Source organism: Streptomyces albidochromogenes (assembly GCF_005981925.1).
In the GTDB taxonomy this organism is placed as follows: domain Bacteria; phylum Actinomycetota; class Actinomycetes; order Streptomycetales; family Streptomycetaceae; genus Streptomyces; species Streptomyces albidochromogenes.
Genome location: NZ_VBVX01000026.1, coordinates 14,013 through 36,954, shown reverse-complemented (window position 1 = coordinate 36,954; position 22,942 = coordinate 14,013). Strand labels below are relative to the sequence as shown.

Sequence of the window (22,942 nt, the reverse complement as noted above, 5' to 3'; positions counted from 1 at the left end):
GTATAGCACCCGCCCCTATGCGTGCTGATCCCGCTGTGTTTTTCAGACCTAGGAGGTTCGACCATGGAACTGCTGACAGGGGAGTGCGGGCCTGTACCGGACGCTCCGGCCGGCCTCGGCGACCGCGCGGCGCAGCTGTGGCAGGACATCAACGTCGCGCAGGAGCTGCGTACTGATGAGCTGCGCATCCTCGAGGACGCTTGTCGCGAGGTGGACCTCATCGAGCGGATGCACGCCGAGCTGCAGGACGCCCCCCTGGTCGTCCGCGGGTCGATGGGGCAGGACGTAGCGAATCCTCTGGTGCAGGAGCTGCGGCAGCATCGCGCCCTGGTGGCCCGCCTGCTGGGGACGCTGAAGCTGGCGGACGACGAGCAGGAGCAGCGCGACGGTCAGGCCCGCTCGTCGCAGGCCCGGCACGCTGCGCTGAGTCGCTGGCGGGGGTCGGCGTGAGTCGGCCGCGGCGCCGATCGGGTGTGCCCGCCGGGATGCCCGCCGAGCTGGTCGCCTTCAATCCGGCGGACTGGTCGGACGATCCGGGCGACCCGCTCCAGTGGTACTACTTCGGCCGCTTCCGCTGGACGGACGCCCGCAATGCGTGGCTTGCCGGGAGTGCACCACTTTCGAAGATCCAAAATCCCCAGACCCGTCCGGAGGGACAGCGCCAACACGGTCCCGATCCCCGTAAAGCCCCCGAGGGGTAAGCCCCCCACCCACTGAGTCGCCCTACCGACAACACCTCTGAGGAGAACCACATGCCCAGCAAGCTCGCCCAGCAGATGAACGAACTGATCCGGGGGCAGCAGCCCCAGCCCAGCGCCAGCCAGGACAAGAGCGCCGACATCCGCGCCATGTACAAGCAAGGGCTGCAGCAGATCCGTGGGCAGCGCAACCTGCACCCCGACGCCAAGCGGGTCGAGACGGCCCGCCTGTACGCCAACGCCAGGGCCGCCCTGGACAAGGTCATGCGCGACCAGATCGCAGCCGACACGGAGAACTGGGGCAAGCTCGAACGTCGTCTCTGGGGATACGACGACGCACGCGCCCACGCCACCACAGCAGCAGACCGGGCCGCCCTCGACTCCACCATCCGTGACGCCGCAGACCGGGCCGCACAGATCAAGAAGCCCAGTGATGCAGCCCACGCACTCAAGCAAGCCGAGCAGGCAGGCGACCAGATCCTTGCCCGAGCCATCGGCAAGCGCGCGTGCGACATGGACTGGGACGACGTGCTTGGCGACTACCTCGGGACACGCAGCAGCGCATCGACGGTGTACCTGGAGATGTGCGAGATCCACCAGCGCCAGCAGACGGCCAACGGAGCACTCGCGCAGCGCTTCGCCGCCTCACTGGCCAAGCCGGACGAGCTCCGCGACCTCGATGACAACGCCATCGAGCAGATGACCGCCGACCCTGGCGACGCTGCGGCGTGACCAGACTCCCGAGGCCCGCGCGCAGCGCTTCCATGGTCCGGCCGGCGCGCGGGCCTCGGGTCCAATCCATCCCGTGCCCGCGCCCGGGTGGGGGCGCACCCCCGCGGGCGCGCACGGGGGACCGCCGGGGAGGGAAAACCGTGGTGCCGCAACTGGCAGCGTTTCCGCGGGCCGACGAAAGGACCCTGCGATGACGTGTGGATGGTGTTCCGCCGAGCTCACGCCGGCCGCGACGGGCCGGCCCCGCCGCTTCTGCTCGGAGCAGTGCCGCAAGGCGCGGCACCAGCGTGAGCGGACCCTACGCCGCCAGGTCGAGCGCTTCCGCTACCTGGCCCGCATGAACCCCGAGCCGTACCGCTCGTACTGGGCTTCCCGCCAGGCGGACGCGCAAGCCGAGCTGACCAGGCAGGGGGGTAATCCCGATCAAGGTCAGCAGTTGACCGCCAGGGAGGGCTGAAGGGGGTCTGCCAGGTTCAGAACGTTGGTTGCCCCCTCCTATCCCGTTCGCCGCTTGGCTCGGGGCTGCCAAGCCCGTACACATGGCGGATGCCCTCCCCGGCAAGTCCGGGTGTCGGCGACAGGGGCGTAGGGACGACACGCATGGGTTTCAGAGGAGAGGAAGAGGATGCCCGACCCGGTCAAGAAGGTCGTGCTGCAGAACGGCGTCGTGCGGTACCGCACCGTCGTAGATGCCGGCCGAGACGAAAGCGGCAGGCGAATCCAGTTGACGATTACGAAGGACACGAAGAAGGAAGTGCTTGCCGAGCGGGCCCGGATCATCGCCCAGCGCTCCGCCGGTTCTTTCATCGCGCCCAGCAAGATCACGCTGGGGGAGTGGCTGGATCAGTGGCTGGAGTACAAGCGGCGCGACGTCGAGGAGACGACGATCCGCACGTACCGTCTCGCCCTGGTGCACGTCGTCGAGCGCATCGGGCATGTGCGGCTCCAGGAGCTCAGCGAGCAGCAGTTGCAGGACTTCGTCGACGAGACGGTAGCGACGGGTCGGCGGAAAGGCGGAGAAGTCGGTACCCGCCTCGCTGTCTCGACTGTCGAGGGCATCCTGACCCGCCTCAAGGAAGCCCTAGGGCGGGCCGTGGTCCGCAAGCTGATCCCGGTGAACCCCGCCCAGTACGTGCGCGTGTCGCTGGCTGACAAGAAGACCGACAAGCGCGACCGGACGAAGGTCGAGCCGTGGTCTGTGGTCGAGGTGCAGACGTTCGTGCGGGGCATCGCCGAGGACCGGCTCTTTGCGCCGCTGCTGCTGTCCTTGATGGGCCTGCGGCCGGCCGAAGTCTGCGGCCAGCGCTGGACCGACATCAACCTCGAGGACGGCGTCCTGTCCATCACGGTCACCCGAACCATGATCGGCAATCACCGGGTGCTGGAGAAGGACACTAAGACCGCGTCCGGGGAGCGGTCCCTGCCGCTGCCGCAGGCCCCGTGGGAGGCGCTCCGGAGGCTCCGTGCCCAGCAGGCAGCGGAGCGCCTGGCCGCTGGCGAGGCGTACACCGACTCTGGTTATGTCCTGGTGAACGAGCTGGGGATGCCGCTGAATACGCGGCATCTGCGGGAGCACGCCTATCAGCTCATGGCTGCCCTCGGCCTCCGGCGCGTGCGGTTGTACGACGCCCGGCATGCGGTGCTGAAGGCTCTCGCCCTGAGCGGGGTGCCTGATGTCATCCTCGCGGCGTGGGCCGGGCACACGAACGCCGCCTTCACCAAGCGGAAGTACGTGTCCATCGGAGCCGAGGACATGAGGGCCGCGGCGGACGCGCTGGACGTGTTCCACGGAGGGGACCGCAAGGCCCTGTTGTGAGAGATTGTGAGAAACGATCTGTCACAGCACCCCCGATGTGTGGGCTGACCTGCTGAGACTTGGTTGTCCGTAGAACAGTGACCAGATTCTACTGGCGGTTTGTGCAGGCCAGCGCCGCGGTCCCCTTTGTGGCTTGCTACGAGAGGCGTCAGGGCCGAGGAATGTCGTACGGCAGCAGCTCGGGGCGCTTGGCCGGTCGCCCGTCGCCCGAGGAGCGCCCCGTGACGCGCCGCCCGATCCACGGGACCAGGTGCTCGCGCGCGAACCGCAGGTCGCTCCCGCGCCGCGCGACCCAGCCCGGCAGCACGCCCGGCGCGAGCGGCGCCTGCCAGTCCTCCTCGGCCGCGTGCCCCAGCGCCTGCCACACCGCTTCGGCGACCCGCCGGTGCCCTTCGGCCGTCAGGTGCAGCCGGTCGACGTGCCACAGCCGGGGGTCGGCGAGCGCGGGAGCGCCGTACAGGTCGACCACCAGCGCGCCGTGCCGGGCCGCCAGACCGTCGATGAACTCGAACAGCATCTCCATGCGCGGCCGGAAGCGCTGCATCACCGGGCCGTTGCGGCCGGGGCTGCGCATCAGCACCAGCTGCTTGCAGGACGGAGCCAGCTTCCCGGCCGCCTCTTCGAGGAGGCCGCACACCCTGCCCATGTCGACCTTGGGACGGAGCGCGTCGTTCAGCCCGCCCACCAGGGTCACCACATCGGCTTGCATGGCGGCCGCGACGTCCACCTGTTCGGCGACGATCTGCCCGATCAGCTTGCCGCGCACGGCGAGGTTCGCGTACTGGAAACCGGGCGTGTTCGCGGCGAGGCGTGCGGCGAGCAGGTCCGCCCAGCCCCGGTACGTACCGTCGGGCAGGGCGTCCGACATGCCCTCGGTGAACGAGTCGCCGACCGCGACGAGACTGGTGTAGGTGGCATTCAGTTCCATGGCGGAGCGATCGTATCCCGGCCCGAGCCCGGACCAGAAGCTAGGACAGCCTCTGGTCCGGCCGCCCCACCAGCTCGCGCAGGACGTCCTCCATGGTGACGAGCCCCGCCGGATTGCCGTCGTCGCCCAGCACCGCCGCGAGGTGGGTCCGGCTGCGCCGCATCGCCGTCAGGACGTCGTCGAGCGGCGTGGCCGCCCGCACCCGGGCGATCGGCCGGAGCGCGGAGACCGGGAACGCCACGGTGCGCGGTGCGGCGTCCAGGGCGTCCTTGACGTGCAGGTAGCCCAGGATCCGCAGACCCTCCAGCACCGGGAAGCGGGAGAACCCCGATTCGGCCGACAGCCGTTCCAGGTCCTCCGGCGTCGTCCCCATCTGCGCGAACACGACGCGCTCCACCGGCATGACCACGTCCTGGACCGGGCGCCGGCCCAGCTCCAGGGCGTCGTGCAGCCGCTCGGCCGCCCGGTCGTCGAGCAGACCGGCGTGGCCGGCGTCGGTGACCAGCCGCGCCAGTTCGTCGTCCGTGAAGGTCGCGGACACCTCGCTCTTGGCCTCCACCCGCAGCAGCTTGAGCAGGCCGTTGGCGAAGGCGTTGATCGCGAAGATCACCGGTCGCAGCGCCCGGGCCAGCGCCACCAGCGGCGGTCCGAGCAGCAGCGCGGTCCTGACCGGCTCGGCCAGCGCGATGTTCTTCGGCACCATCTCGCCGAACAGCATGTGCAGATACGTGGCCGCGGCGAGCGCGATGACGAACGAGATCGGGTGCGTCAGCCCGTCCGGCACCCCCACCGCGTGGAACAGCGGCTCCAGCAGGTGCGCGATGGCCGGCTCGGCGACCACGCCGAGCACCAGAGTGCACAGCGTGATGCCCAACTGGGCCGCCGCCAGCAGCGCCGCGACGTGTTCGAGGCCCCACAGGACGCTGCGCGCCCGCCGGTTCCCCTGGTCCGCCTCCGGTTCGATCTGGCTGCGGCGTACGGAGATCAGTGCGAACTCCGCGCCGACGAAGAAGGCGTTGACGACCAGCGTGAGCAGGCCGACGAACAGCTGGATCGCGGTCATCGCCCGCCCTCCCCTTGCGTGGAACCGCGGCCTGAACCGGCGGAGCCGCCGGAAGACCCGGAAGCGTCGGACCCGTCCACGCCGTCGGACACGTCGGGCGGCGGGGCGTGCAGCAGCACGCGCGCCGCGCGCCTCCCCGCCGCGTCCACGACGTCCAGCTGCCACCCGGCCAGCTCGATGCGGTCCCCGACCGCCGGAATACGGCCGAGCTCGTGCGCGACCAGTCCGGCGAGCGTCTCGTACGGCCCCTCGTGCACCCGCAGTCCCACGCGCTCCAGCTGGTCGGTCCGGGCGGCGCCGTCCGCCGACCACAGCGCCCGGCCGTCGGCGTCCTCACCCGCCAGGGCGAGGTCCGGCGTCTCGTGCGGATCGTGCTCGTCGCGCACCTCGCCCACGACCTCCTCGACGATGTCCTCCAGCGTCACGACACCCGCCGTGCCGCCGTACTCGTCGATGACGACGGCCATCGTCTGCTTGCCCGACAGCCGGTCGAGGAGCCGGTCCACCGTCAGCGACTCGGGTACGAGCAGCGGCTCGCGCAGCAGCGACGAGACGGGATACGAGGGCCGGCGTTCCGCGGGCACGGTCAGTACGTCCTTGATGTGCGCGATGCCGACGACCGAGTCGAGGCCGCCCCGGTAGACGGGGAAGCGGGAGAGGCCGGTGGCGCGCGTCGCGTTCGCGACGTCCTCAGCGGTGGCCTGGACGTCGAGGGCGGTGACCTGGACGCGCGGAGTCATCACGTTCTGCGCGCTCAGCTCCGCCAGGTTGAGGGTCCGTACGAACAGCTCGGCCGTGTCGGCCTCCAGCGCACCCTCCCGGGCGGAGTGCCGCGCCAGGGCGACCAGCTCCTGCGGGCTGCGGGCCGACGCGAGCTCCTCCGCCGGCTCCATGCCGAAGCGCCGCACGATCCGGTTCGCCGAGCCGTTGAGGTGGCTGATCAGCGGGCGGAAGGCGAGGCTGAAGATCCGCTGCGGGGCGGCGACGACCCTCGCCACGCCCAGCGGCGAGGAGATGGCCCAGTTCTTGGGCACCAGCTCGCCCACGACCATCAGCACGACGGTCGACAGCGCCGTACCGATGACCAGGGCCACCGACGACGAGGTCGCGGGGGACAGACCGAGGTCCTGGAGCGGGCCGCGGATCAGCTTGCCGATCGACGGCTCGGCCAGCATGCCGACCAGGAGGTTGGTCACGGTGATGCCGAGCTGGGCGCCGGAGAGCTGGAACGTGAGGCTGCGTACGGCCTTGAGGGCGCTCGCCGCCCCCCGCTCGCCGCGCTCCACGGCGCGTTCGAGCTCTCCGCGCTCGACCGTGGTCAGCGAGAACTCGGCCGCCACGAAGGCCCCGCAGGCGAGCGAGAGCAGTACGGCCACGGCGAGCAGAAGCACTTCGGTCATCGGTTCACCACCGTCCCATGATCGGGCAGGGCGAAGAAGGACGCGCGATGTCGGCTACGGGGAGGCTCGCCCATGGGCGGACGCTCACACCTTTCAGAGGGGGTGAATGATCCGCCCATGGTAAGGGGCGGGCGCGCCGCGGCCGAGGTCCCTCCACGTTCACTCCACGAGCGGCTTGACCCAGCGCCGCCACTGCGGCTCGGGCGCGTACCCGGCCGCGCGCCAGGCGTGGTGCGCCCGTTCGTTCTCCCGCAGGACCATCGCGTCGCCGCGCCGCCCGCCCAGCGCGACGAACCGTTCCTCCGCCGCGGCGAGCAGCGCGGAGCCGATGCCGCGCCGCCGCCGGTCCGGGTGCACGGCCAGGCGGTACAGATGACAGCGCCAGCCGTCGAAACCCGCGACGACCGTGCCGACGAGCTCGTGGGGCCCACCGCCGGTGGCGGCAAGCTCGGCCAGGAGCAGGGCACCGGGGTCGCGGGCGACGAGCCGCTCCACGCCCGCGCGGTCGTCGCTGATGCTCGTGCCCTCGGCGGCGTCCTTCCAGAAGGCCAGGACGGCGTCGAGGTCGTCGGACGCCGCGGGCCGTATACGAAGATCGTTCATGTCGGCATCCCACCACCGTCCGCCCCGTCGCGTCGACCTTGTTCCCGGTGTCCGCTCCCGGTCCCCGTCTCCTCCCGGTCTCCCCTTGCCGGTGCTAGCACCGTCGCGCTAGCTTGATGGTGTGGCGAAGACGCAGCTGAACGTACGGGTGGACGAGGCCACCGCCGAGGCCGCGCGGCAGCGCGCTCTCCAGCGGGGCATGAGCGTGAACCGCTACATAGAGGAGCTGGTCCGCCAGGACGCCGGGGAAGTGGGGCGCACCTTCGTCGAGGCCGCGTCCGACTTCATGAGGCAGTACGAATCGGTGTTCGCGGAGGAGTTCGGCGACGCGGAGCGCGAAGGCAAGCGTTGAGTCTCAGGATCGACCTCGCCTGGCTCCTCATGGTCGCCGAGCACCGGACCCCGGGCGACCCCCAGGTCGTCGACTGGGGCGCACTGGTGGCCGCCGTCGCCCGGCACGAGGCCGAGATATTCGGCACTCCCGTCTACAGCGATCCGGCCGCCCGCGCGGCCGCCCTGCTCCAGCTGCTGCTGCACGTGCCGGCGCTGGAGCGCTCGAACGCGATGTTCGCCTCGGCCGTGGCCTACGGCTACCTCGTCGCCTGCGGGCTCAAGGTCGAGACCTCGCCCGAGCGGGTGCGGGACCTGGCAAGGCTCGTCAAGGAGGGCAAGGCCGACGTCCACGCGATCGCGGGGGAGCTGCGCCAGTGGAGCCTGTGAGCAGGTGACCCGGCGCCGGGCCCCGGGTCCGGGCGCCGGCGTCCGCCCCTCCTACGCGTCGGCCGCCGGCCCCTCCGGCGCCTCACCCGGCCGGTGCGCCACACCGAGCACGCAGGGCGACGACGGCAGTCGCGGACCGTTCTCCGGTACGGACAGCCGCCGGTACGCGCCCAGGTCGAACCCCGCCGCCGTGATGGCCGCGAGCGGGTCGCGCGCGGTGTGGCACCCGCCGAAGAGCACCGGCCAGACGGTCCGGTCCAGGACCCGCTGGGCCGTCACCATGGCCCTGCCCCCGCCCCGGCCGTGTTCGAAGAAGCGCAGCTCGCCCCCGGGCCGCAGGACACGCCTGATCTCGGAGAGGGCGCGCGGCACGTCCCGTACGCTGCACAGCACCAGCGACACCACCGCCGCGTCGAACGCCTCGCTCTTCACCGGCAGCGCCTCCGCCGCTCCCGGCACCACGTCCACCGGGACACCGGCGTCCAGCGCCGCTTTCAGCGCCAGCCGGCGCAGGCTGCGTTCCGGTTCGATCGCCACGACCTCCGAGACGGCGGCCGGGTAGTGCGCGAAGTTCAGCCCGTTGCCCGCGCCGATCTCGATGACCCGGCCCGACAGCCCGGACAGCAGCTCGTCGCGGTGCGCGGCCACCCCGCCTCTCAGGTCGGCCGCCACGCTGCAGCGGGCGTAGAAGCGTGCGAAGAGCGGGTGGTGCACGGCATCCCGGGGAACCTTGCTGCGGCGCTTGGGCATCGCGGACCCTCCTCCGGTGGCGTACGTACCGCGATACTTACCCCGTCGGGCGGCTCACGCCGCTCACGAAGCAGAACTCGTTGCCTTCCGGGTCCAGCAGCACCTGGAAGGACCCCTGCGTGTCGACGACGATCCCGCCGGTCCTGGTCGCGCCGAGGCCCTGTGCCCACGCGGTCGCCGCGCCGATGTCGTCCGCGTGCAGGTCCAGATGCAGCCGGTTCTTGACGCTCTTCCCCTCCGGTACGCGCTGGAAGGCGACCCGGGTCCAGTCCGGCGGGTCGACGTACGACCAGTCCGGGCTCCGGTCGACCGGGTCGCCGCCCAGCAGGGCGGCCCAGAACCGGGCCAGTACGGCGGGCTCCGCGCAGTCGAAGACGATTTCGTCGATACGTACTCGCATGACGACGACGATACGGCTGTCGCCCGTGTCGCGGCTGTTACGGCTGCCAGGTGCCGCCGAGCGCCGGCGCGAGCCAAGTCCCGGCGCGTGCCCGGAAGTCGGCGGGTGCCAGGCCACCCGCGCCCTGCGGGACGGCACCCAGCAACGGGGCTCCTCCGGCCGCGTCGGGCAGGTCGGCGAGGTTGCAGCGCTCGGCGAGACCGGGAGCGTCGGGCCAGCTGCCGATGACGACGCCGAGCATGTCGATCCCGCGGGCGCGCAGGGCCTCGGCGGTCAGCGTCGTCGAGTTGAGCGTGCCGAGGCCGGCGGGGGTGACGACCAGGACCGGTGCGCCCAGCAGCCGGGCGGCGTCGGCGAGGGTCCCGCCCTCGTCGTCGAAGCGCACGAGCAGGCCGCCGGCGCCTTCGACGAGCACGAGGTCGTACGTCGCGGCCAGCTTCGCCGCCGCCGTGGCCACGTCCTGCGGCCGTACGGGGGCCAGGCCCGCGCGCCGGGCGGCGGTGGCGGGCGCCAGCGGCTCGGGGAACCGGGCGAGTTCGACCCCGGCGACCTCGTCGCCCGCCAGCCGCACGACCTCGTGCGCGTCGCCCGGCTCGCCCTCGGCGAGGCCGGTCTGGGCGGGCTTGAGCACGGCGACGGTACGGCCCAGGGCCCGGGCGACGGCGGCAAGCGCCGCTGTGACGACGGTCTTGCCGATCTCGGTACCGGTGCCGCTGACGACGATGACGGCCATGCGCTGATGTCCTCCTGGGTAGTAGTTCAGTTCAAGTGCGGACCGGGCCGGGACCGGACGGCGCCCCACAACGCCGGAGGGGCCGGGACCGCCCGGGGGCGGCATCCGGCCCCTCCGGCGTTCCGGGGCATGCCCGCCGGGGAGCGTGAGGGGACGGCCCCTCACGCACCGGCCGACGCGGCCGCCCCCATCGCCCGGCAGATCCGGGACAGGTCCGCGTCGTTCGTGACGTACGGCGGCATCGTGTAGATCAGGTCGCGGAACGGCCGCAGCCACACGCCCTCCCGGACCGTCGCCGCCGTGGCCGCCGCCATGGCGGCCTCGTCGAGAGGACGGGCGAGCTGTACGACGCCGATCGCCCCCAGCACCCGGACGTCGCGGACCCCCGGAAGCTCCGCCACCGCCGCCAGGCCTTCGTTCAGCCCGGCTTCGATGCGCTTGACCTCGCCCTGCCAGTCCTGGCCGAGCAGCAGCTCGATCGAGGCGCAGGCCACCGCCGAAGCCAGCGGATTGCCCATGAAGGTCGGGCCGTGGGCCAGGACCGGCAGCTCGCCGCGCGAGATGCCGTCGGCCACCTCGGACGTGCACAGGGTCGCCGCCATCGACAGGTAACCGCCGGTCATCGCCTTGCCCAGGCACAGGACGTCCGGCGAGACCGACGCCTGCTCCGAGGCGAAGAGCGTCCCCGTACGGCCGAAGCCGGTCGCGATCTCGTCGAAGATCAGCAGGACCCCGTGCTCGTCGCACGCCTCCCGCAGCACCCGCAGGTACGCGGGCGAGTGGAAGCGCATCCCGCCGGCGCCCTGCACCACCGGCTCCACGATCACCGCGGCCAGCTCGTCCGCGTGGCGGGCGATCGTCGCGCGCAGGTGATCGGCGTACGCCGCGTCGTACGCGGCCGGCGGCGCGTCCGCGAAGACCTGGCGCGGCAGGACCCCCTGCCACAGCTCGTGCATGCCGCCCTGCGGGTCGCACACCGCCATCGGCTGCCAGGTGTCGCCGTGGTAGCCGCCGCGCCAGGTCAGGAGCCGCTGCTTGCCCGGCCGGCCCACCGAGCGCCAGTACTGGAGGCACATCTTCACCGCGACCTCGACCGACACCGAACCGGAGTCGGACAGGAACACGTGCCGCAGCGGCTCGGGGGTGATCTCCACCAGCTTCGCGGCCAGCCGCACGGCGGGCTCGTGGGTGAGCCCGCCGAACATCACATGGCTCATCCGGTCGAGCTGACCGCGCGCCGCCTCGTTGAGGACGGGGTGGTTGTAGCCGTGCACCGCCGACCACCAGGACGACATGCCGTCGATCAACTCGTCCTGGCCGTGGGCCGGCTGGGCCAGGCGCAGCCGGACGCCGGAAGCGGACTCCACCAGCAGCGGCTGTGCACGGCCCGGCATCGGACCGTACGGATGCCAGACGTGCTCCCGGTCGAGCCGCAGCAGCTCACCGGGGGCCAACGGCTCAGGCATTGGGGGCGAGGTCCGTCCCGGCGCCTCGCCGCCGTACCGACACGAGGTCCGTACGGGCGGCCGGAATCTCCGGGGTCTCTCCCTCGGACTCCGGTGCGGCCGGCTCACCGCACGCCGACGCGCAGCCGCCGCCGGCGCGGTGCTCCGGAAGCGTCGTCGTCTGCGACCCCTCCACCTCGAAACCGGCGTCCGCGATCATCTCCAGGTCCGCCTGGCCGGCCTGGCCCTCACTGGTCAGGTAGTCGCCGAGGAAGATCGAGTTGACCAGGTGCAGCGCCAGCGGCTGCATGGTCCGCAGGTGCACCTCGCGCCCGCCCGCGAGCCGTACCTCCACGTCCGGGCAGACGAACCGCACCATCGCCAGGATGCGCAGCGCCCGCTGCGGCGTCAGGTTCCACTCCTTGGCGAGCGGCGTCCCCTCGAAGGGGATCAGGAAGTTCACGGGCACCGAGTCGGGGTCGAGCTCGCGCAGCGCGAAGACCACGTCCACGAGGTCCGCGTCCGTCTCGCCCATGCCCGCGATGAGGCCCGAGCACGCCGACATGCCCGCCGCCTGCGCCTGCTGGACCGTCTCCACACGGTCGGCGTAGGTGTGCGTCGTGGTGATGCCGCCGTACGTCGCCTCGGAGGTGTTCAGGTTGTGGTTGTACGCGTCGGCGCCCGCCGCCCGCAGCCGCTCGGCCTGTCCGTCCGAGAGCAGCCCGAGGCAGGCGCAGATCTCGACGTCCTCGTTCTCGTCCTTGATCGCCTCGATCGTCTTCGTGACGCGGTCGACGTCCTTGTCCGTCGGCCCGCGCCCGCTCGCGACCAGGCACACCCGCTTCGCCCCGCCCGCGACCCCCGCGGCCGCCGCCTTGGAGGCCTCGGCGGGCTTCAGCCAGGTGTACTTCAGGATCTCGGCCTTCGAGCCGAGCCGCTGCGAGCAGTACGAGCAGTCCTCGGGGCACAGGCCCGACTTGAGGTTGACCAGGTAGTTGAGTTTCACCCGCCGCCCGAACCACTGGCGGCGTACCTTTCCGGCCGCGGCCACCACATCGAGCAGCTCGTCGTCGGAGGTCGCCAGCACGGCGAGCGCTTCTTCGCGGGTCGGCAGCTCGCGCCGCAGCCCCTTCTCCACCAGCGTGTTCAGCAGGTCCATGATGCCGATCCTCACCTACGGCACCGCCTGTGGCCAAGGAGGAACCGCACAAGAGCGGCCTCACGAGGTGTGGGTATTGCCACACCCTGACCTCGCCCGTACCCGGCTAGTGTCTGTGGGCTGCCTACAAAAGGGACTCCGCCATGCCCCAGGGATCGTCCGACCCGTTCGACTGGATCGACGAGCAGGCGGCGGTGCGCGCGAAGGCCGGGCTCGTCAGGACCCTGCGCCCGCGCCCCGCCGAGTCCGCCCGGCTCGACCTCGCGAGCAACGACTACCTCGGCCTCACGCACCGCCCGGAGGTCACCGCCGCGGCCGCGGAGGCCGCCCGCCGCTGGGGCGCCGGTGCGACCGGGTCCAGGCTCGTCACGGGCAGCACACGCCTGCACGCCGACCTTGAGCGGGAATTGGCCGATTTCTGCGGTTTCGAGGCCGCGCTCGTCCTCTCCTCCGGTTACGCCGCCAACCTCGCCGCCCTCACCGCCCTCAGCGGCCACGGCTCGGTGATCGTCTCCGACGCCCTCAACCACGCCTCGATCGTCGACGGCTGCCGGCTCTCCCGCGCCACCACCGCCGTGGTGCCGCACGCGGACCCCGACGCCGTGCGCAAGGCCCTCGACGCGCACGACGGCCGCGCCCTCGCGGTCACCGACTCGGTCTTCTCGGTGGACGGCGACGCGGCGCCCCTGCCGGAACTCGCCGCCGCCTGCCGTGCGTACGGGGCGGCGCTCCTGGTCGACGACGCCCACGGCCTCGGCGTACTCGGCGAGGGAGGCAGGGGGGCGCTGAACGCGGCGGGACTCGCGGGAGCGGAGGGCGTCGTCGCCACCCTCACCCTGTCGAAGTCGCTGGGCAGTCAGGGCGGAGCGGTGCTCGGCCCCGCCCGGGTCGTCGACCACCTGGTCAACACGGCCCGTACGTTCATCTTCGACACCGGTCTGGCGCCGGCCGCCGCGGGCGCCGCGCTGGCGAGCGCCCGGCTGCTGCGCCGCGAGCCGGAACTGGCGGCGCGGGCCCGTACGGTCGCCGCCTCGCTGCACCGGGGGCTGACGGACGCGGGGCTGACCGCCGTACGCCCCGACGCCGCCGTGGTGTCGGTCCTGGCGCCCTCGCCGGCGGAGGCGGTGCGCTGGGCCGCCGACTGCCGGGAGGCCGGCCTCGTCGTGGGCTGCTTCCGCCCGCCGTCGGTGCCGGACGGCGTCTCCCGGCTCCGGCTCACCGCCCGCGCGGACCTGACGGACGCGCAGGTCGACGAGGCGGTGGCCACGGTCGTACGGACCGCTCCGCCCGCCGCCTTCTGACGGCCCGCCGGGTCACGGCCGGCGCGGTTCCCGGCCCAGCGCCTCGTCGCGCACGGCGGACAGGAAGGACGTCCACGTGTCCGCCGTGAAGAGCAGAGCGGGCCGGGTGACGTGCTTGGAGTCGCGCACGGCCAGCAGTCCGCCGTCGAGACGGGCCGCCTCCACGCAGTTGTTCATGCCGGTGCTGCGGCTGCTGCGCCGCCACCGGGCGTCGTGCAGGAGGGTGCTGGACGGGACGGGCGCGAGGGGTCCGGACATGGAGCCTCCCTACCGGGCATCACCGATACGGGCGATGAGAGCGGATGATTCCTCGGGTGAAAGGGCCTGTGACTGAAGCGCGTGGAACGCGGTGTCGTACGCCGTGAGGTCTTCTTTCCGTTCGAGGTAGAGGCTACTCGTCAAGTGGTCGATAACGACCACATCCAGATCAGCCATGTTCGGAAAGGAGAAGATAACGAAAGACCCCGTGAGTCCGATGTGGGCTCCGGACGCGAACGGCACGACCTGGAGACGGACATGAGGCAGGTCTGACACCTCCAATAACTGCTGCAACTGCTGTTTCATGACGCCCTGGCCGCCCACCGGCCGGCGCAGCACCGCCTCGTCCAGCACCGCGCTCAGCTCCAGCGGCCTCGCGGCACCCAGCACCGCCTGGCGGGCGATCCGCACCTCGACCAGCGCGTCCACCTTCGCCGCCGGCAGCCCCGCCAGCGCCGCCCGCGTCACCGCCCGCGCGTAGTCCGGGGTCTGCAGCAGCCCCGGCACCACCGTGGTCTCCAGCGTGCGGGCCGCGCCCGCCTGCGACTCCAGACTGATCAGGTCGCGGTACTGGGGCGGCAGCAGCCCGCGGTACGCGTGCCACCAGTGCTTGCCGCCCGCGTCGGCCGCCGGGCCGGTCAGCGCGTCGACCAGTTCCCGCAGCCTGGGGTCCGTCACTCCGTACACGTCCAGCAGCCGGGTCACGTCGGACGGCTTCACGGTGCTGCGCCCCGTCTCGATCCTGCTCACCTTCGACTGGTGCCACCCGACCAGGCGGGCCGCCTGGGGGCTGGTGAGCCCCGCCCTGTCGCGCAGTCTCCGCAGCTCGTCGCCGAGCTTGCGCCGACGCACCGCGGGACTGTGCCGCATGTCCGTCTCCTTCCCATTCGTTCCAACGGGCCAGGATGCGCCGTTCGGAGTCCGAACAGGGCCTCGTGCGGCAGAGTTCACCGCTTCGAGCGACAGATATATGCACATCTCGGGGGATCACGCCCGGGCGCTGCACCATGAGTGGCACTCTGGCGCGAAGCACAGTCCGAGGCCGTCCTCGAAGTTCATCCGCTACGAGTCGGAGTCCGGCCCCGGTGGGAAAGGGACAGCGTCGCCATGGCAGACCACCAGGAAGCATCCGTCACTCTGCCGAGCGAGCCAGCCTCGGTCTCCGCCGCGAGGAGATACGTCGCGGAGATTCTCGGCGAGTGGGGCATGCCCCCGCGATCCGACGCCGCCGAGACCGTGCGGTTGATCGTTTCGGAGCTGGCCACCAACGCCGTGCAGCACACCTTCGGCCAGTCGCCGACCTTCACCGTCGACGTACGGCTCGACCGGTACGAGCACCTGCGCATCGGCGTCACCGACAGTCACCCCCGCTGGCCCAGGCGGCTTCCCGCGGCCGTCCAGCAGGACAACGGCCGCGGCATAGTGATCATCCGGTGTCTCACCGCCGAGTGCGGCGGCAAGGTCTCGGTCCAGCCCACCCGGGAGGGCGGCAAGACCGTGTGGATCGAGCTGCCGTGGACCGTTCCCGTGCAGCAGCCCGTCGGCCCGTAGCGCCGGGCGGCGCCGGCCGTGGGGCCGCCCGGCGCTACGGACCGACGGGTGCCGGCCCGCTCCACCTCGGCGTCCCGCGTGCGGTGCGGCGGCCGGATGCCGAGGTGGAAGCGGTTCTTGACGGCCTGGCAGCCAGTCACTTACCCGCACAGGAGTGCCGGTGGACCCGGTCGCCCGGAGGCAGCCCTGCGGCATCCGGCAGCCGCCCGGGAAGGTCAGCGCACCCGGCCGTACCAGACGCTCTTGGACCAGATCTTCTCCAGCTTGACCACCGAGCCGGACTTGGGGGAGTGCCAGATCTTGCCCTTGCCTGCGTAGATGCCCACGTGGTAGACGCTCCGCCCGGAGTGGAAGAAGACCAGGTCTCCGCGCTTGCGGCTGGAGGCGGAGATGTGGCGGGTCTTGTTGTACTGGGACTGGGCGGTGCGCGGCAGGCTCTTGCCGGCCTTCTTGTACGAATAGAGCGTCAGCCCCGAGCAGTCGAACCGGCTCGGGCCCGCCGCCCCGTACTTGTACGGGGCGCCCTTCTTCGACGCGGCGACATCGAGCGCCTTCGTCAGGTGTGACGCGGCGTGTGCCTCGGGGACGGCCCCCGGCGCCAGCATCGTGCCGCCGATGGCGGCGAGGGTGAGAGCCGAAGCGGCTCCGGCCCGGGACAGCACGGACGGAACATTCTTGTGCGCGGTCATGCGCAACCCTTCGTCAGCCGCCTGTGAAGGATGACCTGTCGGGTTCGGACAGGCGAAGATGCCCGGCCACGTGATGCGGCTTCACCCCGAGGGACGACCGTTTCCGGTCACCCCGTACTGCTTGGGTCCTCCACTCCTGCCGATGCACTCCTGTCGACCAGTCATCCGGGACAGCGGCAGGACTCGGCGTCCGCCCGGACCGCCCCGCCGCGGTGGCGGGGGCTTGTCGTCCCAGGGATCTTGACTCATGAAGCGCCGGATTTCCGAGCCGAAACGGCGTTTTGTGAGGCTACTCACCGATGACCCGTTCGGGTGGACAGGCGGATTCGCGGCCCGCGGCACGGGTGCCCGACGACCGCCGTACCAGCGGCGGAACGCCTCATTCCGCCCGATGCGCAGGCGCGCTGCGCAAGTTGGGCCGTACCGCTGAACAGGTATTTCCTACCCCGTTCGGCTGAGTCTTTCTCGTACGCCAATGGGGTAGCGGCTCGGGCGTGCCTCAACTCGCCGACACCGGCGGGAGGGTGACACGACCGGCCCGCCGCTCTCCGTCGAGCACGCGCAGGGCCCGCGTGAGCGTGGCGGCGTGCACCCGGCTCTCGCCGCGCTCGTGCATCAGGGCGAGGGCGTCGCGCAGTCCGGCGGCCTTCCCGGCGAGAGCCTGGGCGGCCCGCAGGGCGCCGTAGGTGTCCGCGCCGTGCGCCGGATTGATACGGCCCATCAGATCGACGATCTCCAGGTAGCGGTCGACGAACTCGCACTCGGCGCGCGTCAGCGCGGGCAGCGGCGGCAGCTCGGGCGGCAGCATGCGGGGACTCACCTCAGGGCGGAGGAGGCGGGTGAGTTCTTGCGGCTGGGCACGATGTGGTCCACCAGACCGTACGCCGCCGCCGCTTCGGCGGTGAACACCGTGTCCCGCTCGATGTCGTCGTCGACGCGCTCGACGCTCTGACCGGTGTGGCGGGCCAGGAGTTGGCTGAGCAGCGCCCGCGTGCGGCCCATCTCCCGTGCCTCGATCTCCAGGTCCGAGGGCCGGCCGTACACCGGCTTCTCGATGGCCGGCTGGCTGAGCAGCACCCGGGCCCCCGGCAATGCCAGGCGCTTGCCGGGGGTGCCGGCCGCGAGCAGCAGGGCGGCGGAGGACGCGGCCTGGCCCAGGCAGATCGTCTCGACGTCGCAGGTGACGAACTGGATCGTGTCGTAGATCGCGGACATGGCGGTGTGCGAGCCGCCGGGGGAGTTGATGTAGAGCGAGATGTCCCGGTCGGGGGCGGCGTGTTCGAGATGCATGAACTGGGCCGTCACGTCGTTCGCCGCGGTGTCGTCCACGGCCGTCCCCAGGAAGACGATCCGCTCGTCGAGCAGCTTCGCGTAGGGGTCGACCGTGCGGCTGCCCGTGCTGGTGCGCTCGGTGAACTCGGGCAGGACGTAGCGGGCGGTGGGGGTGAGGGGGCGGTTCGGGTGCCAGTTCATGGCGGTGCCTCCGGAGCCTCTGTGAAAAATGTACAGAACGTACAGCTCGTACTATGGGGAGCATGGCCTACGAGATTCCGGTGACGCAAGCCCGGGCAGAACTGGCGGAGCTGATCAACCGCGTCGTCTACGGCGGCGAACGCGTGGTCGTGACCCGGCACGGGAAGCCGTTGGTGGCGCTGGTCTCCGCCGCTGACCTGCAACGACTTGAGGGTGAGCAGGAAGCCGTCGAAGAGCAGGTGATCAGTTCGGTCTCCCGGATCGGCTCGGCCGCGTCCGCTCCCGGCGAACGGCGGCGCTTCGGCATCGCCGCCGAGCACCGGGGCGAGGCTCCGGGCGAGGCTCCCGAGAGCTGACGCCCGCGCGGGGACGCCCGACGCGCCGTATACGAAGAGCCCGCCTCCCCGTTCCGGGGGCGGGCCGCGCGCGTTGATGACCATGGACGCGCAAAGGGCCAGTTAACGCGTTGGAAAAACTTCCGCTCTAACGTGCAATGCCTGGCCGCACGGCCAGAAAACGCAGGTCAACAGAGTGTTGAAGTCGGATATGGTCCCGCTGCGCCCGAGGTGGACGCTGTGGTTCCGTTCCCGTCCTCGCCCTAGCGGACGCGTTGGACCCGCCTGCCCCCGTCCGGGCGGCCTGGCGGCCGGACTGGAGGTAGCACGCGTGCAACTGACCCCGCACGAGCAGGAGCGACTGCTCATTCATGTGGCGGCGGACGTGGCCGAGAAACGCCGCGCGCGCGGCGTGAGGCTCAATCACCCCGAGTCGATCGCCCTCATCACCTCGCACATCCTCGAAGGCGCCCGCGACGGGCGCAGCGTCGCCGAACTCATGTCCTCCGGCCGCAAGGTCCTCACCCGTGACGAGGTCATGGAGGGCATCCCCGAGATGATCCACGACGTGCAGGTCGAGGCGACCTTCCCGGACGGTACCAAGCTCGTCACCGTCCACGAACCGATCGCCTGACGGGAGACGCGGCCGATGATCCCGGGTGAAATCCTGTACGGCGACGACCCCGTCGCGCTCAACGACGGACTGCCCGTCACCCGCCTCACCGTCCTGAACGCGGCCGACCGGCCCGTCCAGGTCGGCTCCCACTACCACTTCGCCGAGGCCAACCCGGGCCTCGACTTCGACCGCGCCGCCGCCCGCGGCCTGCGGCTGAACATCGCCGCGGGCACCGCCGTGCGCTTCGAGCCCGGCATCCCCGTCGACGTCGAACTCGTCCCCGTCGCGGGCAGGCGCGTCGTCGCCGGTCTGCGCGGAGAGACCGGAGGTGCCCTCGATGCCTGAACTCCAGCGCCCGGTGTACGCCGACCTGTTCGGCCCCACCACCGGCGATCGCATCCGCCTCGCCGACACCGACCTGCTCATCGAGATCGAGGAGGACCGCTGCGGCGGTCCCGGACGCGCCGGTGACGAGGCGGTGTTCGGCGGCGGGAAGGTCATCCGCGAGTCCATGGGCCAGGCCCGCACCACCCGGGCCGAGGGGGCGCCCGACACCGTCATCACCGGCGCCGTGATCCTCGACCACTGGGGCGTCGTCAAGGCCGACGTCGGCCTGCGGGACGGGCGCGTCACCGGCATCGGAAAGGCCGGCAACCCCGACACCATGGACGGCGTGCACCCCGACCTGGTCATCGGCCCCGAGACCGAGGTCATCGCGGGCAACGGGAAGATCCTCACCGCCGGTACCATCGACGCGCACGTCCACTTCATCTCACCGACCGTCGTCGAACAGGCGCTCTCCTCGGGGATCACCACGCTCGTCGGCGGCGGCACCGGCCCCGCCGAGGGCACCAAGGCGACCACCGTCACGCCCGGCGGCTGGCATCTGGCCCGGATGTTCGAGGCGCTGGAGCACTACCCGGTCAACATCGGTCTGCTCGGCAAGGGCAACACCATGTCCCGCGACGCGATGCACGCCCAACTGCGCGGCGGCGCGCTGGGATTCAAGATCCACGAGGACTGGGGGGCCACTCCCGCCGTCATCGACGCCTGCCTCGGCGTGTGCGAGGAGACCGGCGCGCAGCTCGCCATCCACACCGACACGCTCAACGAGGCCGGGTTCGTCGGCGACACCCTGGCCGCGATCGCCGGGCGCACCATCCACGCGTACCACACCGAGGGGGCGGGCGGCGGGCACGCGCCGGACATCATCACGGTCGTCTCCGAGCCGTACGTCCTGCCCAGCTCGACCAACCCGACCCGGCCGCACACCGTCAACACCATCGAGGAACACCTCGACATGCTGATGGTGTGCCACCACCTCAATCCGGCCGTCCCGGAGGACCTCGCCTTCGCCGAGTCGCGGATCCGGCCCTCCACCATCGCGGCCGAGGACATCCTGCACGACCTCGGCGCCATCTCGATCATCTCCTCCGACTCGCAGGCGATGGGCCGCGTCGGCGAGGTCGCGCTGCGCACCTGGCAGACCGCGCACGTCATGAAGAAGCGCCGGGGCGCCCTGCCGGGCGACGGACGCGCCGACAACCACCGCGCACGTCGCTATGTCGCCAAGTACACGATCAACCCGGCCGTCGCGCAGGGCCTCGACCACGAGATCGGTTCGGTCGAGAGCGGGAAACTCGCCGACCTCGTGCTGTGGGACCCGGCCTTCTTCGGCGTCAAACCGCAGCTCGTCATCAAGGGCGGCCAGATCGCGTACGCGCAGATGGGCGACGCCAACGCCTCCATCCCCACCCCGCAGCCGGTGCTGCCCCGGCCGATGTTCGGCGCGCTCGGCAGGGCTCCGGCCGCCAACTCGTTCAACTTCGTCGCCCCGGCGGCGGTCGACGACGGACTGCCCGAACGCCTCGGCCTCGGCAAGCGGTTCGTCCCCATCACGAACACGCGGCGCGTCACCAAGGCCGACATGCGCGAGAACGACGCCCTGCCGCGGGTCGAGGTCGACCCCGACACCTTCACGGTGACGATCGACGGCGATCCGGTGGAGCCCGCGCCGGCCCCGGAACTGCCCATGGCCCAGCGGTACTTCCTCTTCTGACCATGGACACCACCTCACCGCACGGCGCGTCCCCGGGAGCGGCGCGGGCCGCCCTCCTCGTCCTCGCCGACGGCCGGTTCCCGGCCGGGGGCCACGCCCACTCCGGCGGCGCCGAGGCCGCCGTCAAGGCGGGACGCATCCGCGACGCCACCGACCTGGCGACCTTCTGCCGGGGCCGTCTGCACACGACCGGGCTCACCTCGGCGGCGCTGGCCGCCGCAGCGGCCGTCGGCGCGGACCCGCTCGTCCTCGACGAGGCCGCCGACGCCCGCACGCCGTCACCCGCCCTGCGGACGACGGCGCGCAAGCTCGGCCGCCAGCTCATGCGGGCCGCCCGCGCCGCCTGGCCGTGCGACGCGCTCGACGCGCTCGCCGCAGCGCGTCCGCGTGGCGCGCACCAGCCCGTCGTGCTCGGCGTCACCGCGCACGCCGCGGGCCTCGGACCCGAGGACGCCGCACACTGCGTCGCGTACGAGAGCGTCGGCGGTCCCGCCACCGCCGTCGTACGCCTCCTGGGACTCGACCCCTTCGAGGCCACCGCCGTTCTCGCCCGCCTCGCCCCCGAACTCGACCAGGTCGCGCGGCGCGCGGCCGAGGCCGGCCGCCGGGCCCCGGCCGAAGGCCCCGGCGCGCTGCCCGCGGCCTCCGCGCCGCTGCTCGACATCACGGCACAGGCGCACGCGGCATGGCCCGTACGCCTCTTCGCCTCGTAACACCGCCTAGGAGCCGCACACCATGCACCTCGACCACAGCCACGACACGACCACGGTGGTCAGCGCCGACGCCGCCCGGTCCGACGGCACCAGGCGCGCCCTGCGCATCGGGCTCGGCGGCCCGGTCGGCTCGGGCAAGACCGCGACCGTCGCGGCCCTGTGCCGCGCGCTGCGCGACACGTACTCCATCGCCGTCGTCACCAACGACATCTACACGCGCGAGGACGCGGAGTTCCTCCTGCGCAACGCCGTTCTGCCGCCCGAGCGCATCCAGGCCGTCGAGACCGGCGCCTGTCCGCACACCGCCATCCGGGACGACATCTCCGCCAACCTCGAAGCGGTCGAGGACCTGGAGGACGCGGTGGGGCCGCTCGACCTGATCCTGGTGGAGTCGGGCGGCGACAACCTGACCGCCACCTTCTCCAAAGGGCTCGTCGACGCGCAGGTCTTCGTCATCGACGTGGCCGGCGGGGACGACATCCCGCGCAAGGGCGGACCGGGCGTCACGACGGCCGACCTGCTGGTCGTGAACAAGACCGACCTCGCGCCGTACGTCGGCTCCGACCTCGGCCGCATGGCGCACGACGCCCGGACCCAGCGCGGCGAACTGCCCGTCGCCTTCACGTCGCTGACGTCGGGCGAGGGCGTGAAGCCGGTGGCCGACTGGGTCCGCGGTCAGCTCGCCGCCTGGTCCGCGTGACCGCCCTCGCGCCGGAGGGCGTCGCGGCGACGGCCAGGATCACCGCCGTGCCCGACGGCCTCGGCGGCACCCGGCTGCCCGTGCTGGAGAGCGACGGCCCGCTCGCCCTGCGCCGCACGCGCGGCGCGGGCGCGTACGCCCGTGTCACCGTCGTCGGGGCGATGAGCGCGCCGCTGGGCGGGGACCGGCTGGCCATCGAGGCCGGGGTGCGGGACGGTGCGGCGCTCACCGTGGACTCGGCGGCGGCCACGGTCGCCCTGCCCGGCCGGGGCGGCCGGCCGGCCCGCTACGACGTACGGCTGACGGCCGGAGCCGGCGCGTGCCTGCGCTGGCTGCCGGAAGCGCTCATCTCGGCGCGCGGCAGCGACCTGCGCATGACCACCCGCGTGGAGCTCGCCGCCCGCGCCCGCCTGGTCCTGCGCGAGGAGCAGATCCTCGGCCGGTACGGCGAGGAGACCGGCACGCTGACCACCCGCCTCACCGTCCACCGGGCCGGCCGCCCGCTGCTCGACCAGGAGCTGGCATACGGTCCCGGGGCCCCCGGCGGCTGGGACGGCGCGGCGGTGCTGGGCGGGAACAGGGCGGTCGGCCAACTCCTCGTCGTACGTCCGGAATTCGAGCGCAGTCCGCCGGAAGCGGCCCTTCTGGGTGACAACGCGGTGCTCACCCCGCTCGCCGGGCCCGCCGTGCTGGTCACGGCGGTGGCGGCCGACGCGCTGAGGCTGCGCCGGGTACTGGACCGGGCACTTCGGACATTCGGGTGACGGCCAAGTGCACCGCTCAGCGGGACACGGCTCTCC

At 72.0% G+C, this 22,942-nt stretch carries 28 protein-coding genes and 1 pseudogene; 15 read left to right on the top strand and 14 right to left on the bottom strand.

Annotated features, from left to right (window positions below; genetic code table 11):
• The first annotated feature begins 63 nt into the window (after positions 1–63).
• The 4 genes from E2E34_RS05980 to E2E34_RS05965 all read left to right on the top strand — a co-directional run bounded on the left by E2E34_RS05980 (position 64) and on the right by E2E34_RS05965 (position 3,246).
• On the top strand, positions 64–450 hold the full coding sequence (locus tag E2E34_RS05980; protein WP_208765159.1) for a hypothetical protein: 387 nt from the start codon (positions 64–66) through the stop codon (positions 448–450).
• A 302-nt stretch (positions 451–752) separates the two neighbouring features.
• Positions 753–1,430, top strand: a complete 678-nt coding sequence (locus E2E34_RS05975; protein WP_138900860.1) for a hypothetical protein — start codon at positions 753–755, stop codon at positions 1,428–1,430.
• Between the two features lie 190 nt (positions 1,431–1,620).
• On the top strand, positions 1,621–1,887 hold the full coding sequence (locus E2E34_RS05970) for a hypothetical protein (protein ID WP_138900859.1): 267 nt from the start codon (positions 1,621–1,623) through the stop codon (positions 1,885–1,887).
• A gap of 168 nt (positions 1,888–2,055) precedes the next feature.
• Entirely contained in the window at positions 2,056–3,246 is a 1,191-nt protein-coding gene (locus E2E34_RS05965; protein ID WP_138900858.1) for a site-specific integrase, read from the top strand.
• 148 nt (positions 3,247–3,394) lie between these two features.
• Here the strand turns inward: E2E34_RS05965 and E2E34_RS05960 are convergent, their stop codons facing one another.
• The 4 genes and pseudogenes from E2E34_RS05960 to E2E34_RS05945 all read right to left on the bottom strand — a co-directional run.
• Complete coding sequence (locus E2E34_RS05960; protein ID WP_138900857.1) at positions 3,395–4,174, bottom strand: SGNH/GDSL hydrolase family protein; 780 nt, start codon at positions 4,172–4,174, stop codon at positions 3,395–3,397.
• A gap of 40 nt (positions 4,175–4,214) precedes the next feature.
• Entirely contained in the window at positions 4,215–5,237 is a 1,023-nt protein-coding gene (locus E2E34_RS05955; RefSeq protein ID WP_138900856.1) for a hemolysin family protein, read from the bottom strand.
• Complete coding sequence (locus E2E34_RS05950) at positions 5,234–6,637, bottom strand: hemolysin family protein (protein ID WP_138900855.1); 1,404 nt, start codon at positions 6,635–6,637, stop codon at positions 5,234–5,236. The genes E2E34_RS05955 and E2E34_RS05950 overlap by 4 nt, the downstream gene beginning before the upstream one ends.
• A 159-nt stretch (positions 6,638–6,796) precedes the next feature.
• Positions 6,797–7,264 (bottom strand): annotated as a pseudogene (locus E2E34_RS05945) (GNAT family N-acetyltransferase); the annotation flags it as partial.
• 97 nt (positions 7,265–7,361) lie between these two features.
• Here E2E34_RS05945 and E2E34_RS05940 point away from each other — a divergent pair.
• Together E2E34_RS05940 and E2E34_RS05935 are read left to right on the top strand one after the other, a co-directional pair.
• A complete protein-coding gene (locus E2E34_RS05940; RefSeq protein ID WP_138900853.1) occupies positions 7,362–7,592 on the top strand; it encodes an antitoxin in 231 nt (76 codons plus the stop codon).
• Positions 7,589–7,960, top strand: a complete 372-nt coding sequence (locus E2E34_RS05935) for a fic family toxin-antitoxin system, toxin component (protein WP_138900852.1) — start codon at positions 7,589–7,591, stop codon at positions 7,958–7,960. Before E2E34_RS05940 ends, E2E34_RS05935 begins: the two co-directional genes overlap by 4 nt.
• Positions 7,961–8,011: 51 nt before the next feature.
• Here the strand turns inward: E2E34_RS05935 and E2E34_RS05930 are convergent, their stop codons facing one another.
• From E2E34_RS05930 to bioB, 5 genes are all read right to left on the bottom strand, one after another.
• Complete coding sequence (locus E2E34_RS05930) at positions 8,012–8,710, bottom strand: class I SAM-dependent methyltransferase (RefSeq protein WP_138900851.1); 699 nt, start codon at positions 8,708–8,710, stop codon at positions 8,012–8,014.
• Between the two features lie 37 nt (positions 8,711–8,747).
• A complete protein-coding gene (locus E2E34_RS05925) occupies positions 8,748–9,110 on the bottom strand; it encodes a VOC family protein (RefSeq protein ID WP_138900850.1) in 363 nt (120 codons plus the stop codon).
• Between the two features lie 37 nt (positions 9,111–9,147).
• Positions 9,148–9,843, bottom strand: a complete 696-nt coding sequence (gene bioD, locus E2E34_RS05920; RefSeq protein WP_138900849.1) for a dethiobiotin synthase — start codon at positions 9,841–9,843, stop codon at positions 9,148–9,150.
• A 161-nt stretch (positions 9,844–10,004) separates the two neighbouring features.
• Positions 10,005–11,309 carry an adenosylmethionine--8-amino-7-oxononanoate transaminase gene (locus tag E2E34_RS05915; RefSeq protein WP_138900848.1) on the bottom strand — a complete coding sequence of 435 codons (1,305 nt, stop codon included), beginning with the start codon at positions 11,307–11,309 and terminating at the stop codon, positions 10,005–10,007.
• Complete coding sequence (gene bioB, locus E2E34_RS05910) at positions 11,302–12,447, bottom strand: biotin synthase BioB (RefSeq protein ID WP_138900847.1); 1,146 nt, start codon at positions 12,445–12,447, stop codon at positions 11,302–11,304. The genes E2E34_RS05915 and bioB overlap by 8 nt, the downstream gene beginning before the upstream one ends.
• A 143-nt stretch (positions 12,448–12,590) precedes the next feature.
• On the opposite strand from bioB, the gene E2E34_RS05905 reads away from it, so the two are divergent.
• Positions 12,591–13,748, top strand: coding sequence for an 8-amino-7-oxononanoate synthase (locus E2E34_RS05905; protein WP_138900846.1), 1,158 nt, complete (start codon positions 12,591–12,593; stop codon positions 13,746–13,748).
• A 12-nt stretch (positions 13,749–13,760) separates the two neighbouring features.
• Here E2E34_RS05905 and E2E34_RS05900 read toward each other — a convergent pair whose 3' ends face one another.
• Both E2E34_RS05900 and E2E34_RS05895 read right to left on the bottom strand, forming a co-directional pair.
• Complete coding sequence (locus E2E34_RS05900; RefSeq protein ID WP_138900845.1) at positions 13,761–14,006, bottom strand: DUF397 domain-containing protein; 246 nt, start codon at positions 14,004–14,006, stop codon at positions 13,761–13,763.
• Positions 14,007–14,015: 9 nt separating this feature from the next.
• Positions 14,016–14,876: a helix-turn-helix domain-containing protein gene (locus E2E34_RS05895; protein WP_138900844.1), complete on the bottom strand. Its 861-nt coding sequence runs from the start codon at positions 14,874–14,876 to the stop codon at positions 14,016–14,018.
• Between the two features lie 237 nt (positions 14,877–15,113).
• On the opposite strand from E2E34_RS05895, the gene E2E34_RS05890 reads away from it, so the two are divergent.
• Positions 15,114–15,557 carry an ATP-binding protein gene (locus tag E2E34_RS05890; RefSeq protein ID WP_138900843.1) on the top strand — a complete coding sequence of 148 codons (444 nt, stop codon included), beginning with the start codon at positions 15,114–15,116 and terminating at the stop codon, positions 15,555–15,557.
• Between the two features lie 215 nt (positions 15,558–15,772).
• Here E2E34_RS05890 and E2E34_RS05885 read toward each other — a convergent pair whose 3' ends face one another.
• The 3 genes from E2E34_RS05885 to E2E34_RS05875 form a co-directional block, all read right to left on the bottom strand.
• Positions 15,773–16,246 carry a C40 family peptidase gene (locus E2E34_RS05885; RefSeq protein ID WP_138900842.1) on the bottom strand — a complete coding sequence of 158 codons (474 nt, stop codon included), beginning with the start codon at positions 16,244–16,246 and terminating at the stop codon, positions 15,773–15,775.
• A 499-nt stretch (positions 16,247–16,745) separates the two neighbouring features.
• Positions 16,746–17,054, bottom strand: coding sequence for a hypothetical protein (locus E2E34_RS05880; RefSeq protein WP_138894345.1), 309 nt, complete (start codon positions 17,052–17,054; stop codon positions 16,746–16,748).
• Positions 17,055–17,062: 8 nt separating this feature from the next.
• The gene (locus tag E2E34_RS05875) at positions 17,063–17,719 is read right to left on the bottom strand and encodes an ATP-dependent Clp protease proteolytic subunit (protein ID WP_138900841.1); all 657 of its coding nucleotides are present in this window, start codon (positions 17,717–17,719) and stop codon (positions 17,063–17,065) included.
• A gap of 62 nt (positions 17,720–17,781) precedes the next feature.
• On the opposite strand from E2E34_RS05875, the gene E2E34_RS05870 reads away from it, so the two are divergent.
• The 7 genes from E2E34_RS05870 (at position 17,782) to E2E34_RS05840 (ending at position 22,906) form a co-directional block, all read left to right on the top strand.
• Entirely contained in the window at positions 17,782–18,075 is a 294-nt protein-coding gene (locus E2E34_RS05870; RefSeq protein ID WP_138900840.1) for a type II toxin-antitoxin system Phd/YefM family antitoxin, read from the top strand.
• Positions 18,076–18,385: 310 nt separating this feature from the next.
• The gene (locus E2E34_RS05865; protein WP_138894342.1) at positions 18,386–18,688 is read left to right on the top strand and encodes an urease subunit gamma; all 303 of its coding nucleotides are present in this window, start codon (positions 18,386–18,388) and stop codon (positions 18,686–18,688) included.
• A gap of 15 nt (positions 18,689–18,703) precedes the next feature.
• Entirely contained in the window at positions 18,704–19,015 is a 312-nt protein-coding gene (locus E2E34_RS05860) for an urease subunit beta (protein ID WP_138900839.1), read from the top strand.
• A complete protein-coding gene (locus E2E34_RS05855; RefSeq protein WP_138900838.1) occupies positions 19,008–20,729 on the top strand; it encodes an urease subunit alpha in 1,722 nt (573 codons plus the stop codon). The genes E2E34_RS05860 and E2E34_RS05855 overlap by 8 nt, the downstream gene beginning before the upstream one ends.
• 2 nt (positions 20,730–20,731) lie before the next feature.
• Positions 20,732–21,442 carry an urease accessory protein UreF gene (locus E2E34_RS05850; protein WP_138900837.1) on the top strand — a complete coding sequence of 237 codons (711 nt, stop codon included), beginning with the start codon at positions 20,732–20,734 and terminating at the stop codon, positions 21,440–21,442.
• A gap of 22 nt (positions 21,443–21,464) precedes the next feature.
• On the top strand, positions 21,465–22,142 hold the full coding sequence (gene ureG / locus E2E34_RS05845) for an urease accessory protein UreG (RefSeq protein ID WP_138900836.1): 678 nt from the start codon (positions 21,465–21,467) through the stop codon (positions 22,140–22,142).
• On the top strand, positions 22,139–22,906 hold the full coding sequence (locus E2E34_RS05840; RefSeq protein WP_138900835.1) for an urease accessory protein UreD: 768 nt from the start codon (positions 22,139–22,141) through the stop codon (positions 22,904–22,906). Before ureG ends, E2E34_RS05840 begins: the two co-directional genes overlap by 4 nt.
• Positions 22,907–22,942: the final 36 nt, after the last annotated feature.